Here is an 18,322-nt window from a genome sequence, read left to right as displayed (position 1 = left end):
GCGTCGAAACCCGAAATCCGTCGATCGCTCAGTAGGCTCCCACCCATGGACCTGCGCGACGACGACCTCTTCTCCGTTGCCGGTTCTCTGGCCGAATTGCTCGGCGCTCCCGTCACGATCGAGGACGAGAACTCGACGGTTCTCGCGTACTCCGGCGGCGAGCAGGCCGTGGACGAAGCTCGCATCGGCACGATCCTCGGCCGGCAGGTGCCCAGTCGATTCCGCCAATTACTCTCCGATGCAGGAGTATTCGATCGCCTCCACCGAGAGAGCGATCCCATCTACGTCGATCTCGAAGACCCTGCGATCACGCCGCGCCTGGTCATCGCAGTTCGCGAGAACGATCACCCCGTCGGCTCGATCTGGGTCGCACTGGCCGGATCACCGACGCCCACACAGGAATCGATACTTCGTTCCGCGGTATCTGTCGTGGCCGAGAGAATCGCCTCGGAGCGTGACCGGGTCGACAGCACACGCCGTCGCCAATCCCAGCGCGTCCAAGCTCTGATCGGCGGTGGCGAACCCGCATTCCGTGCCGCAGACGACTTGCGGTTGGCAGGCCCGCTCACCGTCGTCGCCGTCGGAACCGTCGCGGGACCACTGCCGGCGGGGTTGGTCGCGTCCTTGAGCTTGTACCTCGACACTCTGGCCGTCGACGCCGTTGCCGCTCAACTGTCCGAGACTATCTACCTTGTCATCGCGGCCGACGAGACCAACGCTCGCCGATTGTCCGCCGACTTCCTCACCCGCGCTCGCGGTCGCGAATTCCTGGCAGTGGCCGTCGGCCGGACCGTGAAGTCTGCAAGCGAATCACATCTTTCACGCTCGGACGCCGACCATGTTCTCGGAGCGCTTCGTCATGGCCGGTCCGGCGGAACCGTCGCGGGAATGAGGGACACGTTGGCCTCCGTACTCGCCCTGCATGTCGCCGACATCATCGACGGACTCGGCGACGCCACGCCGCTCGGAAGCCTCGAACGTCACGACTCTCAGCACGGCAGCGATCTGGTCGCAACGGCAAAGGCCTTTCTCGAGCACGGCGGTGACGTGGCGAATTCTTCTGCCGCACTCCATGTTCACCCCAACACGCTCCGCAACCGCTTGCGTCGAGGCAAGGAGATGTGCGGCGTCGACCTGACCGACGCCGACACCCGCTTGATTCTGATGCTGCAGTTCAAACTCGGTCGCTGAGCAGGCGCGGCGGTGCGTTGTGCGAATCCACAACGAGGTAGCTCCGACGATGGCCGAACGGCCAGTCCTTTTGCCGCCCCTGCGATTCATGCTTGAGAGAAGAGCCGGATGTGACCGGCGTCTCGGTTCGAGCAGAGTCTGTAGAAGGAGTGCGTCATGGGAACTCGTCAAAGCCCCGATCGTGTGGTCGTGGTCGGTGCGGGTGTTGTCGGATTGTCGACGGCCTGGTTCTTGCAGGAACGTGGAGTCGAGGTCACCGTCGTCGATCGCGACGGCGTCGCGGCCGACGCGAGCTGGGGCAACGCCGGTTGGCTGGCCCCCGCATTGACGCTTCCGCTGCCGGAACCCGCAGTGCTCAAATACGGCTTGCGCGCGATGCTCAGCCCGTCGTCACCGGTGTACGTGCCACTCACCACCGACCTGAAGCTGATTCGGTTCCTGGTCGGGTTCGCGCGCCACTGCACTCCGTCGAAGTGGCAGGAAGCGATGTCGGTCTACACCGAGGTCAACCGAACAGCCTTGGGCGCGTACGACGAACTCGCCGACGGTGGCGTCCGAGAGCTGACCCGCCTGGCCGATCCTTTCCTCGCCGCGTTTGCGTCCGAGAAGGACCGACAGACCTTGGTGGACGAGTTCCATCACGTAGAGGCTGCGGGCGGCGAGGTCGACTTCGACCTCCTCGACTACGACGCGATTCATTCGATCGAGCCTTCACTCGGCCAGGGTGTGAAAGCCGGTTTGCGTCTGCGTAATCAGCGTTTCATCGATCCCCCATTGTTCGTGAACTCGTTGGCGGACGCGGTTCGTGAACGTGGTGGAGAAATCGTCAGCGGTTTCGACGTCACGCAGATCGACGATCGGGTCGGCGGAGTCAGTGTTCGCAGTGCACACGGTGATTCACGCGACGGTGACTCCGTAGTCATCTCGAGTGGTGCCCGCTTGAACAAGCTCGCCGCACCGTTCGGTGTGCGCAAACTGGTGCAGGCCGGACGCGGATACAGCTTCAGTGTCAAGCCCGAGCACCTCCCCAAGAACCCTGTGTATTTCCCCACCCAGCGCGTCGCATGCACTCCGTTGCACGATCGCTTCCGCGTGGCAGGAATGATGGAATTCCGCAGCCCTGACGCGCCGCTGGATCCGCGCCGGGTGCAGGCGATCATCGATGCGGCCAAGCCGATGCTCAGCGGCATCGACTGGACTGCACGGGAAGAGGAGTGGGTGGGCTCACGGCCGTGCACTACCGACGGTTTGCCGTTGATCGGCGCCACGCGCTCGTCGCGCGTGCACGTCGCCGGTGGTCACGGAATGTGGGGAATCGCCTTGGGTCCGTTGACCGGAAAGATGGTGGCCGACTCGATGACCGGCGCTCAGACGCCAACCGTCATGCGCCACTTCGATCCGCTGCGCTGACAGCCGGTTTCACCCACTTGTAGTACGCGCCCGTCAGCAGAACCAGCCATCCGGCACCGACGAGCAGGGCGACTCGGGTATCGGCGATGACGCCGAGCAACACGATGACAAAAGCCAGGAACACGATCGCGAAGATCTGACCGTACGGCCACAGCGGCACTGGAAACTTCAGTGCCGCTGTTTCGTCTGCACTCATCTGAGCGCGGGAACGGAACTGCGAGAGCAGGATCATGATCCAGACGAAAATCGTGGCGAAGGTGGCCAGCGAGGCGATGACGAGGAATACCTGGTCCGGGATCAGGTAGTTGAGCAGGACTCCCACCAACAGGGCAACGGTCATGATGACAACGGTCATCCACGGAACACCGTTGGCGGAGACTCTCTTCATCACCTGTGGAGCCTGGCCGGCGTGCGACATCCCGAACATCATGCGACCGGCACCGAAGACGTCGCTGTTGATGGCCGACAGGGCCGCGGTGATGACAACGATGTTGAGGATCGAAGCGGCCGTTCCCAATCCGAGATTCTCGAAGATCTGGACGAACGGGCTGTTGTCGGAGTTGATGGTCTGCCACGGAATGATCGCCATGATGACAGCCAGGGTGCAGATGTAGAAGAGAATGATGCGCACCGGGACAGTGTTGACGGCTTTCCTGATGGTCTGCGCCGGATCCTCGGCTTCGCCCGCGGTGATACCGATGATCTCGGTGCCGCCGAACGCGAACATGACGATCGCAAAGCACGCGACGAATCCGCCGAAGCCCGTCGCGAAGAACCCGCCGTCCGACCAGAGGTGGCTGATTCCGGCATCGGTGTCGTGAACGCCGAATCCGAACACGATGATCGCGATGCCGCCGGCGATCATCGCGACGATGGCGGTGATTTTCACGAGCGTGAACCAGAATTCCAGTTCACCGAACACCTTGACGCTCAACAGGTTTATCGCGCCGATGAAGAAGACGACAGCCAGAACCCAGATCCATCTCGGTACGTCCGGGAACCAGAACTGCATGTATAGGCCGAAGGCGGTGACGTCGGCGAGGCACACGATCACCATCTCGAACGTGTACGTCCACCCCGTCATGAAACCGGCGAGTGGTCCGAGGTGCTTGTTCGCGTACTCGCTGAACGAACCGGAGACCGGGTTGCGGACCGCCATCTCGCCGAGCGCTCGCAGCACCAGATAGACCGCGATGCCGCCGATCAGATAGGCCAGGAGCACCGACGGGCCGGCCCGTTTGATGGCCTCGGCGCTGCCGTAGAACAGTCCGGTTCCGATTGCTGATCCGAGGGCGATGAAGCGGATGTGGCGTGCCGTCAGCCCTCGTTTGAGGCCATCCTGCGTTGCGGCGTCGCTGTTCACTTCTCGGTACTCCAGTCGGATGGATCGTCATACGTGCGCGAACCATTGTCCGCTACCACCGCGCGTGTTCCCGCACGACCCTGTTGGACGGCCGTACAGTGACCTGACACACATGGTCCATTGACGGATCGCTTACGATCGACAAAAGTGTTTGTAACTTTACGTAGCATCAACTCGACTGGAGAGACTGTGTCCAACACCCTCGAAGCAAGCATCGACATCGACGCATCACCGCAGGATGTGTGGGCAATCGTCGCCGACCTGCAGCGCATGGGCGAATGGAGCCCACAGTGCAAGGTCATGAAGGTGATCGGCGGGACCGTGCGTGAGGGTGCCAAGACCATCAACATCAACCGCAAGGGCCTGCTGGTCTGGCCGACGTCGTCGAAGGTCGTTCGTTTCGAACCCAACAAGTCGGTGGCGTTCCGCATCGCGGAGAACCGCACGATCTGGTCCTACGAACTCGAGCCGACCGCTACCGGCACCAAAGTGACCGAGCGTCGCGAGGCTCCCACCGGAACGTCGAAGGTCTCGCAGTTCCTCGTCAAGACCGTTCTGGGCGGAAACGCAGACTTCGAGGTCGAACTCGTCGAAGGCATGAACGCCACCTTGAAGCGTGTGAAGAGCGAGGCCGAGGCGGCTGCACGCACCTCTGCTTGACCCTCGACCTGGTCGAGGCATCAGGATCCGTTCCATGGATCCCGTGATGACACAGATAGCGCAGGCACAAGAATTGGCGAGCTCCGGCGATCGAGCCGGGGCTCGCTCTGCGTTCGAGAAGGTGTGGGAAGAGATCAGCGTCGCACCAGACGCGCTCCACGTCGTCTCCCTCGCGCACTACATGGCCGACGTTCAAGACGATCCTGCTCAGGAGCTCTGCTGGGACCTGCGCGCCCTCGACGCTGCCGATTCGTTGACGGACGCGCGAGCCCAGGAACACCACGCATCGCTGCAGGTCGCCGGTTTCTATCCATCGCTGCACCTCAACCTGGCTGCCGACTACCGCAAACTCGGACGCGACGCCGAGGCCGTCGAGCATCTGACGAAGGCCGAGGCGTCGGTCGGCACACTCGCCGACGACGGTTACGGCCGGATGATCAGGGGCGCCATCGAGCGACTGCGGGCAGAATTGATCCGTGACCACTAGTTCCGCCCTCCTGACGATCGGCGAGATGTCCCGGGCGTCGGCGCTCCCGATCAGCGCGCTGCGGTTCTACGACAAGGAAGGCGTGCTCGTCCCGCATTCCGTCGATCCGCACACCGGTTACCGCTGGTACACCGACGATCAGCTCCGCGACGCACGCGTGATCGCCGGTATGCGACGCGTCGGTGTTCCGATCCGCGACATGATGGCCGTCCTGACCGGGCCGGAACCCCATTCGTGCCTGGACGCCCATCTGCGCAACCTCGAGGACGGTCTCGCCGACGCCCGCGCCGAACTGGGGCGAATTCACCGGCTGATCGATTCGCTACCTGCCTCCGGCGGCGTGGACATCGACTCCTGGGATCTACGACGCGCACTCGACGCCGTGCTGTTCGCCGTGAACGAGGAATCGGAGTTCCCGATACTTCGCGGCGTCCACCTCGACATTCACGACGGCGTCGCTGCGTTTGTCACCACTGATCAGTTCCGGCTCGCGGTCGCCGAGGTGAAAGTTCACTCCGCTCTGACAGTGTCCGCCGTCGTTCCCGTGGCCTTCGCGCGATTGTTACGCGACGTCGCCGGCGTCGTGACGTTGACTTTCTCCGCGCGCACAGTGAGTGCGTCGTATCCGGGAGGAGAGGTGTCCAGCCCGCTGATCGAGGACGGCGAGTTCCCCGATCACCGAATCCTGCGCGAGCACCACGACGCGGTCGAACTGAGCGGCGACCACCTTGCCGCCCTGCTCAACGGCACCGGACACGGCGCCGTCGTCAGCATCGACGAAGACGGCGGTGCCCGGGTGGATCCGGGTGCAATGGATCCCCGTGAGAGGTTCCGAGTACTGGTCGACCGGCAGCGACTGCGCGACGCCGCAGCGGCCCAACCGGGGCGGCAACTGGTGATCCGAGTAAGCGGCGCGACGCTGCCGCTGGCGATACGCACGGGCGACTGTGTCGGGTACTACTCGTACTTGATGCCACTGCAGGGACGTGCATGATGTGGCAGTAGCCCGTAGGAGAGAAGGCATTCACGTAATCTATGGATGCTCTACCACCCCGTACTGTCAGTGCGACCAGCAGAAGACCTACCGAGTAGTTAGAGGAGCCTGTGGCACGCCGACCCACACCCCCCGGAACCCCGCAACCCACCGGGATCGGACATATCGTCGATCTGGTTCGCCATGCGATTCCGCCACTTCATCCCGCCGGCCTGCCGTTCGTGCTGGCCCCGCTGGGAGTTGCAGCTCTGGGCCGCAACCGTAAGTGGGTGCGCCGAGCCGGTCTGACCACCGCCGCCGCATGCGCCACGTTCTTCCGTCACCCGCACCGGGTGCCGCCCAACCGCATCGGCGTCGTCGTCGCACCCGCCGACGGCGAGGTGGCGCTGGTCGACAACGCCGTTCCGCCCGCCGAGCTCAATCTCGGAAGCGAGCCGCGCCCGCGCGTCAGCATCTTCCTGTCGGTTCTCGACGTGCATGTCCAGCGCAGCCCTGTCGGTGGAACGGTCAAAGAAGTCGTTCACCAGGCAGGCAAGTTCCTCTCCGCAGATCTCGCCGACGCCAGCGAGGTCAACGAGCGCAACAGCATGCTCATCGAAACCGCCGACGGTCACGACGTGGCAGTTGTCCAGATCGCGGGACTGCTCGCACGCCGCATCGTCTGTTACGCCGGTGTCGGTGACGTCCTGCCGATCGGCGACACGTACGGACTGATCCGTTTCGGCTCGCGCGTCGACACGTACTTCCCCGCCGGAACCACACTCCTGGTCGAGCCGGGACAACGCACGATCGGTGCTGAAACAGTTATCGCGCAACTGCCGTGAAGACGCCGAAGATGAAGTCAGCCGTGAAGAAGCCGGGAGCAGCCCAACCCGGCGCGAAGATGCCCAAACGCACCCAGGCGGTCCGGTTGCTGCCGTCCGTCATCACCATCCTGGCGCTGTGCGCCGGGCTGTCCGCCGTCAAGTTCGCTCTCGACGGACAACCCGGTACTTCGCTCGCGATGATCGGCGCCGCAGCCGTCCTCGATTCACTCGACGGCCGCATCGCGCGACTGCTCGACGCCACCAGCAAGATCGGCGCCGAACTCGACTCACTGGCCGACTCCATCTCCTTCGGCGTCGCCCCGGCCCTGGTCCTGTACGTGACCTTGCTCGACGGCACCAGCATCGGCTGGATCATCGCGTTGATCTACGCGGTCAGCATCGTGTTGCGACTCGCACGTTTCAACACCCTGCTCGACGACGACGACGTCCCTGCGTACGCACGTGAGTACTTCGTCGGCGTTCCGGCTCCCGCCGGCGCACTCATCGCCCTCACTCCCCTGGCCGCGACGGCTCAGTGGGGTGACGGCTGGTGGTCTTCGCACATCGTCGTCATCGTGTGGACGCTCTTCTCGGCTGCACTGATCGTCAGCCGCATCCCGACGCTGGCGATGAAGTCGGTATCCGTGCCGCCGCACATGGCGGCCGGCCTGCTCGTCCTGGTGACGTTGGCTGCGGCCGCACTCATCACCTACCCGTACATCCTGCTGATCGTTCTCATCGCGATCTACCTGGTGCACATCCCGTTTGCCGTGCATTCGAAGCGGTGGGTGGCAGCGCGTCCCGAAACCTGGGACATCAAGCCTTCCGAACGCCGCGCGATCCGACGCCAACCCAACGTCGGTGGCCGCCGCTCGGCCGCTCGTCTCGGACTGCGGCGACCCCGCTAGTCCACGACGTACTCTCGAGAGGTGACTTCGCCGGAACTCGCCCTCACCGTTCGACTCAACACCTCTGCCGCCGACCTACGCCGCGGGGTCGTGCGCTTGCACCCCGAAGCGTTGGCGGCGTTGGGCATCCGCGAATGGGATGCCATCGCACTCATGGGAGCCCGCGGCACCGCGACCGTCGCGGGCCGTGCGCCCACCGGAACCCCGGCGGGCACGATCCTTCTCGACGACGTCACCATGTCGAACGTCGGACTCACCGAGAACTCTTCCGTCGTGGTCGGTCCGGTGACGGTGTACGGAGCGCGATCCGTCTCCGTCACCGGCTCGTCCATGGCGACAAATTCGATCAGCTCGACGGTTCTGCGACAAGCCCTTCTGGGCAAGGTCGTCAGCGTCGGCGACACGGTCTCGCTCCTACCCCGCGATCTCGGTCCGGGTACGAGCACTTCCGAAGCCACCCAAGCGCTTTCCCGCACCTTCGGCGTCGCGTGGACATCCGAACTGCTCACCGTCACGGCCGTCGAACCTGCCGGTGGTCCGGTCAGCGTCCAGCCGAATTCGGCGGTCAACTGGGGTTCCGGCTCGGCGGGTGCGCTGACGCCGAGTGCGCTTGTTTCCAGTCCCGATGCAGTCACGATCGAACCCGCACCGTCGGTTCCGCTGGATCACCTCGTCGGCGCGCAAGTGCAGGCGGCCAAGCTGACCGAGTGGCTCGGCCTGGCACTTGACGAACCAGAACTGCTCCGCACGCTCGGCGCCTCCCCGCACCTCGGCGTCCTCGTCACGGGGCCCGCCGGCGTGGGCAAAGCCACGCTTGCCCGCTCGGTCCTGTCATCTCGCAAACTGGTCGAACTCGACGGCCCGGGAGTCGGCGCCACCGAGGCGAATACCCGCCTGCAGCGAATCGTCGACGCCGTTGCTGCCGTGCGCGGCGGTGGTGTGCTGCTGATCAGTGACATCGACGCACTACTTCCTGCCACAGCCGAACCGGTGTCCGCGCTGATCCTCGAACAACTGCGCAGCGCCGTCGCCACCCCGGGCGTGGCATTCGTCGCGACCTCCGCCCATCCGGAGACCGTCGACGCGCGCCTTCGCGGCCAGGATCTCTGCGACCGGGAACTCGCGCTTACTCTGCCGGACGGCGCAACACGCAAGGCGTTGCTCGAACTCCTGCTCCGCCGCGTGCCCACCGGAACCCTCGAACTCGACGCCATCGCCTCGCGCGCACCCGGATTCGTGGTCGCCGACCTCGCGGCGCTCTGCCGTGAAGCTGCTTTGCGAGCGGCTACGCGAGCGTCCAAATCCGGTGATTCTCCGGAGATCACGCAGGAAGATCTTGTCGGTGCCCTCGAAGTGATTCGGCCACTGTCCCGTTCGAGCACCGAAGAACTCTCGATCGGCAGCGTCACCCTCGACGACGTCGGCGACATGGTCGAAACCAAACAGGCGCTCACCGAAGCAGTTCTGTGGCCGCTGCAGCACCCAGACTCCTTCGCGCGTCTCGGAGTCGACCCGCCCCGCGGCGTGCTCCTCTACGGACCTCCCGGCTGCGGTAAGACGTATCTCGTTCGCGCCCTTGCCAGCTCAGGTCACCTCAGCGTCCACGCCGTCAAAGGTGCGGAGCTGATGGACAAGTGGGTCGGCGCCTCCGAGAAAGCCGTGCGCGAGTTGTTCCAGCGCGCACGCGATTCGGCACCCTCGTTGATCTTCCTCGACGAAATCGACGCCCTCGCCCCGCGTCGCGGTCAAAGCTCCGACTCCGGGGTGTCGGATCGCGTCGTGGCCGCGTTGCTGACCGAACTCGACGGCGTCGAGCCGCTACGCGACGTCGTGGTGTTAGGCGCCACCAATCGACCGGATCTGATCGACCCGGCCCTCCTGCGCCCCGGCAGACTCGAACGACTCGTATTCGTACCGCCGCCGGATGCGGAGGCTCGCAAAGCGATTCTGCGTGCTTCCGGAAAGTCGGTACCGCTCGCCGAAGATGTCGATTTGGACATTCTGGCCGTCGATCTCGAGGGATACTCGGCAGCAGACTGCTCGGCTCTCCTGCGTGAGGCTGCACTCGCCGCCATGCGTCGGAGCATGGACGCGGCCGACGTGACGGCCGCGGACGTGGCAACCGCCCGTGAGAAAGTACGTCCCTCACTCGATCCCGAGCAGGTGGCACACCTACAGGCGTACGCGGACAACCGATAAGGACTGACCATGGCTGCTGATCTGGTTCTGTACGGCGACATCGTGACCATGCACGAGGACTCACCACGCGCCCAGGCACTCGCTGTGACGGGAGGCCGGATCACAGCTGTCGGCGCGCGCACGGACGTCGAGAAACTGGTGGGGCCGGATACCCGCGTCGTCGACGTCGGAGGTGCCGCTGTTCTGCCGGGGTTCATCGAGCCGCACGGTCACCCCCTCGAAGAAGCGATCGTGCTCGGGCCCGACGTCGTCGACATCCGGCCTGTCACGATCGCCGAGGCAGACGCCGTAGTTGCTGCCGTCGTCGACACGGTTCGTTCGCGAGGTGCTGCCGGTGCTTCTCTGAACGGTTGGGACCCGTTGCTGCAGAAGGGCCTACCCCACCCGACCATCGACTGGCTGGACTCCGTGGCGCCGGAGTACCCGCTCGTGATCATGCACAACTCGGGTCACGTCGCGTATTTCAACACGGCGGCAGCGGTACAGGCCGGCATCACCCGCGATACCCCCGATCCGATCGGCGGATCGTACGGCCACGACGCGACGGGCGCACTCGACGGAGCCGCGTACGAAATGCCTGCGGTGTTCGCAGTCGCGGGCCACGCAGTCACCATCGGTGACGACTTCCCCGCACTGGTGGCGGCCGAATGCGCCCGGCTGAACGCCGCGGGTATCACCACCATCGCCGAATTGTCGTTCGACCCCAAGATGCGACCGGCCCTTGCAGCGATAGCCGACACCGGACTGCTCACGACGCGCTTGCGGCTCTACGAAATGTCCAACGACGCACGCACTACCGAGGCATCGCCGGGCGACGGAAACGACCTGGTGCGCCAGATCGGGATCAAGGTCTGGTCCGACGGTTCGCCCTGGGTCGGCAACATCGCCACCAGTTTCCCGTATCTCGATACCGAGGCAACCCGCGCGCTCGGGATCGCCTGCACGCACGGGCATGCCAACTACACCGGCGAACAGATCCACGACATCAGTTCCGCTTACTTCGCCAAGGGGTGGCAGATGGCGTGCCACGCCCACGGCGACGACGCGATCACCATGGTTCTCGACGCGTGGGAACGACTTCTGAAGGAGCACCCCCGGCCCGATCACCGGTTGCGCCTCGAACATGTCGGCGCGATGCGTCCGGATCAGTTCGTCCGCGCAGCGGAACTGGGCGTCACGGTCAGCATCTTCATCGACCACCTGCACTACTGGGGTGACGTTCTCGTCGATGACCTGTTCGGCCCCGAATACGGATCCGTTTGGGCCGCAGCAGGATCTGCACTCGCGGCCGGACAGCGGTTCACCTTCCACAACGACGGACCCGTCACCCCCGCCAATCCGCTACGGAACATGCAGGATGCCGTCACCAGGCTTTCGCCCAGCGGCCGCGTCGTCGCGCCCCAGGAGCGGATCCCCGTGGACGCCGCCGTTCGCGCCCACACGGTCAACGCCGCTTGGCAGCTGTTCAGCGAAGATCACATCGGGTCCATCTTCCCCGGCGCCTACGCGGATCTTGTTGTCCTGTCGGCGAATCCCCTCGATGTCGAGCCGACCGAGTTGGCCGACATCAAGGTGCTCGCCACCACCCTGGAGGGCCGGACGGTGCACGGGGACCTGAGCGCGATCGGCTGATCTCGAACTCAAAGTAGTCCGTTTTGTCTCTGGTTCTCGAAAGTATGTTCGATTAAACTTTGAGCATGGACAGCCGGGAAGCATGGCACTTGGATGGTGAGGATCTCAAGAGTGAGGTTCTGGATCTGGTGCGCGCCCGGCACGAGTTGCAGTCGCGGATGGTGTTGCTGATCGTGGAGATGTTTTCCCGGGAGGTTCTCGGAGGGAAGGGTTTTCGGGCGATCGCGCAGTGGTTGCACGGTTCGACGAATTTGGAGATCGGTGAATGCAGTCTGCTCGTTGGTTTGGCGCGGTTGCTTCTGCTCGAGCCTGTTGTCGCGGATGCGTTTCACCGTGGTGATGTTGATGCGTTGAAGGCTCGTCAGGTGGCGTCGTTTTGTCAGCATCCGCCGAAGAACATGACGCCGGCGGATGTGGACAAGGCTCGTGGAATCTTGTTGTCGTTGGCGTCGAGGAATATTGCGGATTGTGATGCGGTGCGGGCGGCGATCCGGAGGATCGAGAAGCAGTACGGCAACCGTGAGGACGGTGTTCCGGTGGGTGAGGATTCGGAGCGCAACGAGTTCTATGCCTCGAAGGGCTTGTATGGACGGGTGACGGTGAAAGGTGATCTGGATGCGGTGAACGGTGCCCGGTTGATCACGTTGTTGTCGAGCCTGTCGGCTCCGACACCGGAGAAGGACGGCGTCAAAGACACCCGCACGCCGGCGCTACGACGGGCGGACGGGTTCTGCGAACTGCTGCGCCGCTACGAGCGGGCGGGACTGGGTCCGATCGAAGGCGGCGTGAAACCACACATCACAGTCACCGCCAGCGCAAAAGACATGACCGATCTGCAAGCCTTGAAAGACCTCCTGCCGTCCACGGAGGAACTCGGGTTTGCATGGACGGACTGGGTGGGCCCGATCAGTATCGACACCGCACGGATGCTCGCCTGCGACTGCACCGTGACGCGGATCTTGTTGGACGAGAATGGTGTTCCGCTCAAGTGTGGTAAGGAAGTAAGAACGGCGACGGTGCCGCAGCGGCGTGCGTTGACGGTTCGTGATGGTGGGTGCGCGTTTCCAGGGTGCGGGACTCCGTCGGGGTGGTGCGATGCCCACCATATTGTTCACTGGGGTGATGGTGGCCCAACGGATCTCGACAATCTGATCTTGTTGTGCGGTCATCATCATCGGACACTGCACCACACCGAATGGCGGGTGGAGATCGGCCCGGATCGGAAGACGGTGTTCTACCCGCCGATGTCCGTTGACCCGTATCAGCATCCGATCGGCGGGAACAGCCCGCCCACAGCAGCCTGAAGTGAAACAACTCGAGACGCGAGCACCGGGGCACGATCATGCCCCGGTGCTCATGCTGCGTTCCGTCATCTTCGCGGAGACGTACGGCCTACCAGCGGTTCCGAACCTCCTCGGCAAATCCGAGGAGATCTCGAACCACCACGGAGGTACCGTCGTCGAGGATTACTGTGCCGGAGAACTTTCCGAACACCTGATGCTGAATCGAACGCAGCACCCCGACGTCGAAAGTCGCGGCACGGTCGATGATCGGCTCGAAAGTCATCTCGAAGCGACCATCGTTGCTCGAGAAGTTCCACGGAGCGCCGTCGTACGTTCCCTGCGGGATATCGAAGTCGATCCTGTCCAGTTTGTGTGCCCGCCCTCCGACAAACACAATGTTCTCGCTGGCTGCCCTGGTATCCCCGAAGCCGTACCCGATGTTGAATCCGAACCGCTCGCCGTTCACCAGTCCGGACGCAGAACCCCAGTACCAGGTGTTGTCGTAAGTCCAGACTCCCCTGCCCCAATCGAGAACGCCGAACGAGTCCTCCGAGCGAAATGTGAAGTCGTCGGTCCCGATTCGCACGGTCCCGGTAGCGGGCAGGCAGTTGATCTTCTGGTTGTAGTAGAACGACCGCGGCGCCTTCGGAAACGGTGTGGCGATCACCATCCGGTCATCGGCAGGACTCGCCAGAAACAGATCGGCATGTAGACCTCGCCCACCGCCGAAAGCCGGATAGTCGACGATCAGGTGACGCCCACCGTCCACATGGCGAAACTCGAACCGTGCCTTACCTTTCGACACCACCACATCACCGTCGTCCGCACTTTCGGGCAAACCGAGCCTTCCCATCGGGAACGGCAGCATCACGTTTTCGGTGATCTCGTGCGGTGTTCGGAAATCGAGCCAGGAGACTCCGAGCAAGCCCATGTACCCATTGTCGGCGACGGTCAACGCGATGCCGTAATCCGCAGTGAGAACGCAGTAGTAGTCCCATTCCTTGATCCGGAACTTGGGAGCGGTGATCGCAGAGCGTCGATACTTGCGAATCTCCGATGGGGCCCAACCCGTCTCGACCAGATGTCCGCGATCGTCGAGAAGCGGGCCGGGCGACATCAGTGTCTGCATTCTTACTTCCAGCGTCCCAAGATCTCGTTTGCGCGGTTGGCCAAGGCCATCTGGAAGAACGGACCGAAGCTCACCCGCGCCACTCCGAGCGGACCGAAACTTGCCGGGTCGTCCTGATCCGGGATTCCGATCGCATTGATCGGAAGTGGGAGTTCGGACGTCAAGCGGCGCTGGGTTGCGTCGTCGTGACGCCCGACGGGGTAGAGAACGTCGGCGCCGGCATCGGCTGCCAACTTGAGGCGTGCGATAGCGCGATCGACGCGATCGGACTCGTCACCGACCTGCTTCACGAACAGGTCGGTACGCGCGTTGACGACAACGTGAACTCCGGCGGCGTCGGCAGCCTGGCGAAGCCCGCCCACGAAGTCGGCGTGCTCTTGCGCCTCACGCAAGCGTCCGCCTTCACTGTGAACGGTGTCCTCGATGTTGAGTCCGACAGCGCCGGCATCGATCAGCCCGTCGATGAGAACTGCCGGCTCGAGCCCGTAGCCACCTTCGATGTCCACCGAGATCGGGGCGTCGACTGCACCGGTGATCTGCTTGATCCGGTGCAGAAGTTCGTCGAAGGTAATGCCCTCGTTGTCCGGCTTGCCGATGGAATCGGAAACCGGGTGGCTGCCCACCGTCAGGGCTGCAAAACCTGCAGCCACCGCAAGATTCGCCGACCACGCGTCCCAGACTGTCGGGAGAATGACTGGGTTGCCTGGCTGGTGCAACGCCAGTAGAGCTGTTGCCTTGTCGTTGATCGAAGTCATGCGGTGGCTCCTCGAGATCGTGGGGTGTACCTCTGACCTACCGACTCTAGTGAGCGACCGGGCAGCCTGTGCTCTTGTAATCGACCTGGAACTCCTTGATGCCGTTGATCCAACCCGAGCGCAGACGGCGCGGATCACCGATCTTGGTGATGTCCGGGACGTTGTCGGCAATCGCGTTGAACATCAAGTCGATCTCCATACGAGCGAGGTTGGCACCGATGCAGAAGTGCGCGCCCGTTCCACCGAAGCCCAAGTGCGGATTGGGATTACGAGTGATGTCGAACGTCATCGGGTTCTCGAACACGTCCTCGTCGAAGTTCGCGGAGCTGTACAGCATCACCACGCGCTGCCCCTTCTTGATCGACACTCCTGCCAATTCCGTGTCCTCGAGCGCGGTGCGCTGGAAGGCGGTGACGGGTGTCGCCCAACGGACGATCTCGTCGGCCGTCGTCTTGGGACGTTCCTTCTTGTACAGCTCCCACTGCTCGGGGTTGTCCAGGAACGCGATCATTCCGTGCGTGATGGCGTTGCGGGTGGTCTCGTTGCCCGCCACCGCCAGGATCAACACGAAGAACCCGAACTCCTCCGGGCTCAAGGAGTCGCCGTCGATGTCGGCCTGGACCAGTGTGGTGACGATGTCGTCTGCCGGGCAGGTACGACGCGCGTCTGCCATTTGGTACGCGTATCCGAGGACCTCGGTGGACGCGACTGCCGGATCACCCTGGTATTCCGGGTCGTCGTAGCCCATCATCTCGTTGGACCACTTGAACAGCTTGTCTCGATCGTCCTGCGGTACACCGATCAGATCCGCGATCGCCTGGAGCGGCAGCTCGCTGGCAACCTGCTTCACGAAGTCGCCCGGACCTTCGCTCACAGCAGTGTCGACGATGCTCCGTGCACGACGATCCAACTCGTCGCGCATGCCGTTGATCGCGCGAGGCGTGAACAGCTTCGAAATCAGCTTGCGGAGCTTGGTGTGCTCCGGCGCATCCTTGTTGAGCAGAAGATGGCGGAGCATCTCGACGGCCTCACGTGGCATGTCGTCGGCGAAACGCGCGATCGCGGTGTTCTCCCAGCTCGAGAACACATCACTGCGCTGGCTGACCTCTTTGACGTCAGCGTGACGCGAGACCACCCAGTAGCCCTCGTCCTGGAATCCACCGACCGTCGGCGGCTGCTCACACCACCACACGGGTGCGTTGCGTCGCAGTTCGGCGAATTCCTCGAAAGGGATCCGCTCCCCGAGGACAGCAGGGTCGGTGACGTCGAATCCGGCCGGCAGGTCAGGCGTGCGTGTTGTGTCCGAGATGGTCATGGCGTCCTCTGATCGGTCGAATGTGCGCTACACCACAGAGTAGCTTTCACTAACGGCCTGTCAAGTGAAAGACGGGGAGTCTCGTGCAATCGTCCCGCAAGAGCCCCCGCGGCACTAGGATCCCGGTAATGACAGATACCTCCGGCAGACTGACGCTGCGAGAGAAGCAGAAGCAGCGAACCCGCGCAGACCTCGTGGATGCCGCCGGCGCGCTCTTCACCGAACGCGGATACGCGGCTGTCACCGTGGAAGACATCGCCGGCCGGGTCGGCTGCAGCCGAGCCACCTTCTACCTGCACTTCCCCGGAAAGATCGACATTCTCAAGGCCCTCGGCTCGAACACTGTCGTATCCAGCACCCTCGCCATATTCCAGGATCTCGACCATGTACTCGATTCCGGTTCGCGCGAAGAGTTCGCCGGCTGGATCACACGCGCTCTCGACTGGTGCCGCGATCACCACCACATGATGCGGGCGTGGGACGAGGCCATGATCCTCGAACCCGAGTTCCGCACACTGGCCCGCGAGGGCATCTCCGCACTGCCTAACGCGATGCCGTCGTACCTGGCCCGCTGGCCGCAGGACCGACATGACGAGGCAAAACTTCGAGTAGAGCTCCTGCTCACACAAGTCGAGCGTTTCTTCATTCGCTGGGCCGAGCAGGGCGCGATCACCGCGGGTGCGGACGTCGCAGCAGACGTTCTCACCGACATCTGGTTTCCGGCACTCACGCCGCCCGCTACTGATGGTGCGGCGCCGCGATAGGTTGGCCCGATGCCACTCGATCTTCGAGCGATCCTCACCACCGTCGCTGCGCTCCTGTCCGGGATACTCGCTGCGCTGGCCCTGACCAATCCAGTTCTTCGTGACTGGGCCATCGTCGCCTCCCCATCGGAAGTGGATCGCTGGATCAGTAGCGGACCCACTGCTGTCGGACTCGGCGCCGTAGTTGCCGTGCTTGCCTGCGCACTCTCACAGCGTCGCGGTTCCCGTCGGGCAGCCTGGATCGCGATCGCTGTCGGGGTCGCCGTCATCGCGATCATTCGGGCAGTCGTACCCGAGGTTGCGTCACTGGACCTGCTGATCGCCTTGATCATCGTCAAAAGTGTTGCAGCCGGTGCGATTCTGGGCTGCGTGGTTGCCGTCAGTTGGGACCGCACTGCCACGAAGAACGCGACACTCCTCGGCGTGCTCGCCACCTTCCTCGCGATCCGCACGTTCGCCGGCGGGTCTGGCCGGATGAGTACGTCTTCGGTAGGTGAGCCGTCGTGGTGGCTGATCGGCGCCACGGCCGCGGCAGCGATTGCCTGTGCAGTCACCGCGCAGGCCGGCTTCCGGATCCGCAAGCCCGACGCGGGCGAAATCCGCATCGCGCTCGTGGTGATCACCGCGCTGGCGATCGGGCATCGCGTGCTCGGCGCCGTGATCGACCGCCAGCAATACGCGTCCGAGGCAACCGCCTGGATCGTCATGGTTTTGGCGGCAGGTGCTGCGCTCGCGTTGACGTGGATCGCCGCCTACCGTCTCGGCGACACCTCCGGTGCTGGTGGCAAGTTCCTCTGGGCGGCAACCGCTCTGGCCGCTGCGTCGGCTCCGTTGTTCGTCGACATCGCGAAGGGTTCCGGTCACTGGGGTCAGCTGAAGTCCCCCTGGGTACTGGTGCTTTTCGCAGCCCTGCCGGTCGCCGTCGGATTGCGACTGCACAAGCAGGTGCCAAACCTCGTGCCCATCGCCGTTCTCGTTGCGGTACCGCTGTCAGAACTACTACCATTCGACTCCGCGCACGGTGTCTGGGCAATCGCCCTGAAGATCGCCGCACTGGGCCTCGCCACCGGATTGCTGTTCGGTTCCCTGGCTCCCGGCAGCTTGGTCGACGCCACCCTCGGACTCGCCATTCCCTTTGCCGCGATGACCTTCTCGTCGATCGCCATTCTCACCGATCAACTCACTGCGCCGCCAGAGTTGACAGCGGCAGACATTCAGCGATTGATGGAACTTCCCATCCCGGCGCACGTCAGCGCTGACGGAGGATTATTCGGACGCGGCATCGGCATCACCGTCGACTACGTCACCGCGCAGACCGTCGGCACTGCAATCCTCTTCGCCCTGATCATCGGCTTCTGTGGTGCGGCGATCCTTCGACGATCCCACCCGCCCGTCGAGGTATCGGAACCCACCGAGACCGCCTGAT

At 63.7% G+C, this 18,322-nt stretch carries 16 protein-coding genes; 12 read left to right on the top strand and 4 right to left on the bottom strand.

The window, feature by feature from the left end:
• Window positions 1–45: 45 nt before the first annotated feature.
• Both ACSW29_RS08930 and ACSW29_RS08925 read left to right on the top strand, forming a co-directional pair.
• Window positions 46–1,191, top strand: coding sequence for a PucR family transcriptional regulator (locus ACSW29_RS08930; protein ID WP_347871517.1), 1,146 nt, complete (start codon window positions 46–48; stop codon window positions 1,189–1,191).
• Between the two features lie 156 nt (window positions 1,192–1,347).
• Complete coding sequence (locus tag ACSW29_RS08925; RefSeq protein ID WP_448277077.1) at window positions 1,348–2,601, top strand: NAD(P)/FAD-dependent oxidoreductase; 1,254 nt, start codon at window positions 1,348–1,350, stop codon at window positions 2,599–2,601.
• Here the strand turns inward: ACSW29_RS08925 and ACSW29_RS08920 are convergent.
• Window positions 2,573–3,964: an amino acid permease gene (locus tag ACSW29_RS08920; protein WP_230816848.1), complete on the bottom strand. Its 1,392-nt coding sequence runs from the start codon at window positions 3,962–3,964 to the stop codon at window positions 2,573–2,575. The genes ACSW29_RS08925 and ACSW29_RS08920 overlap by 29 nt on opposite strands.
• A 189-nt stretch (window positions 3,965–4,153) precedes the next feature.
• On the opposite strand from ACSW29_RS08920, the gene ACSW29_RS08915 reads away from it, so the two are divergent.
• From ACSW29_RS08915 to ACSW29_RS08880, 8 genes are all read left to right on the top strand, one after another.
• The gene (locus tag ACSW29_RS08915; protein WP_230816847.1) at window positions 4,154–4,624 is read left to right on the top strand and encodes an SRPBCC family protein; all 471 of its coding nucleotides are present in this window, start codon (window positions 4,154–4,156) and stop codon (window positions 4,622–4,624) included.
• Window positions 4,625–4,658: 34 nt separating this feature from the next.
• Window positions 4,659–5,111, top strand: a complete 453-nt coding sequence (locus ACSW29_RS08910; protein WP_182263358.1) for a hypothetical protein — start codon at window positions 4,659–4,661, stop codon at window positions 5,109–5,111.
• A complete protein-coding gene (locus tag ACSW29_RS08905; RefSeq protein ID WP_347871519.1) occupies window positions 5,101–6,105 on the top strand; it encodes a DNA polymerase III subunit beta family protein in 1,005 nt (334 codons plus the stop codon). The genes ACSW29_RS08910 and ACSW29_RS08905 overlap by 11 nt, the downstream gene beginning before the upstream one ends.
• A 110-nt stretch (window positions 6,106–6,215) precedes the next feature.
• Window positions 6,216–6,929: a phosphatidylserine decarboxylase gene (locus tag ACSW29_RS08900; RefSeq protein WP_003941540.1), complete on the top strand. Its 714-nt coding sequence runs from the start codon at window positions 6,216–6,218 to the stop codon at window positions 6,927–6,929.
• A gap of 59 nt (window positions 6,930–6,988) precedes the next feature.
• Window positions 6,989–7,819, top strand: a complete 831-nt coding sequence (locus ACSW29_RS08895) for a CDP-alcohol phosphatidyltransferase family protein (protein ID WP_230816953.1) — start codon at window positions 6,989–6,991, stop codon at window positions 7,817–7,819.
• A gap of 21 nt (window positions 7,820–7,840) precedes the next feature.
• Window positions 7,841–10,018: an AAA family ATPase gene (locus ACSW29_RS08890; protein WP_448277076.1), complete on the top strand. Its 2,178-nt coding sequence runs from the start codon at window positions 7,841–7,843 to the stop codon at window positions 10,016–10,018.
• A gap of 9 nt (window positions 10,019–10,027) precedes the next feature.
• Window positions 10,028–11,650, top strand: coding sequence for an amidohydrolase (locus ACSW29_RS08885; protein ID WP_448277075.1), 1,623 nt, complete (start codon window positions 10,028–10,030; stop codon window positions 11,648–11,650).
• 65 nt (window positions 11,651–11,715) lie between these two features.
• A complete protein-coding gene (locus ACSW29_RS08880; protein ID WP_448277074.1) occupies window positions 11,716–12,954 on the top strand; it encodes a DUF222 domain-containing protein in 1,239 nt (412 codons plus the stop codon).
• Window positions 12,955–13,042: 88 nt separating this feature from the next.
• Here ACSW29_RS08880 and ACSW29_RS08875 read toward each other — a convergent pair whose 3' ends face one another.
• The 3 genes from ACSW29_RS08875 to ACSW29_RS08865 are packed head-to-tail and all read right to left on the bottom strand — an operon-like array spanning window position 13,043 to window position 16,132.
• The gene (locus ACSW29_RS08875) at window positions 13,043–14,062 is read right to left on the bottom strand and encodes a DUF2804 domain-containing protein (RefSeq protein ID WP_448277073.1); all 1,020 of its coding nucleotides are present in this window, start codon (window positions 14,060–14,062) and stop codon (window positions 13,043–13,045) included.
• Between the two features lie 2 nt (window positions 14,063–14,064).
• Window positions 14,065–14,817 carry an isocitrate lyase/PEP mutase family protein gene (locus ACSW29_RS08870; RefSeq protein ID WP_007730096.1) on the bottom strand — a complete coding sequence of 251 codons (753 nt, stop codon included), beginning with the start codon at window positions 14,815–14,817 and terminating at the stop codon, window positions 14,065–14,067.
• Between the two features lie 46 nt (window positions 14,818–14,863).
• On the bottom strand, window positions 14,864–16,132 hold the full coding sequence (locus ACSW29_RS08865) for a cytochrome P450 (protein WP_003945041.1): 1,269 nt from the start codon (window positions 16,130–16,132) through the stop codon (window positions 14,864–14,866).
• A 128-nt stretch (window positions 16,133–16,260) separates the two neighbouring features.
• On the opposite strand from ACSW29_RS08865, the gene ACSW29_RS08860 reads away from it, so the two are divergent.
• Complete coding sequence (locus ACSW29_RS08860) at window positions 16,261–16,896, top strand: TetR/AcrR family transcriptional regulator (RefSeq protein ID WP_448277072.1); 636 nt, start codon at window positions 16,261–16,263, stop codon at window positions 16,894–16,896.
• A 9-nt stretch (window positions 16,897–16,905) separates the two neighbouring features.
• Window positions 16,906–18,321: a hypothetical protein gene (locus tag ACSW29_RS08855; RefSeq protein ID WP_448277071.1), complete on the top strand. Its 1,416-nt coding sequence runs from the start codon at window positions 16,906–16,908 to the stop codon at window positions 18,319–18,321.
• Window position 18,322 lies beyond the last annotated feature (1 nt).

The sequence above is a fragment of the Rhodococcus sp. GB-02 genome, from assembly GCF_053470465.1.
Note: the sequence above shows the minus strand (reverse complement) of the source record. Positions and strands in the feature narration are given on the sequence as shown.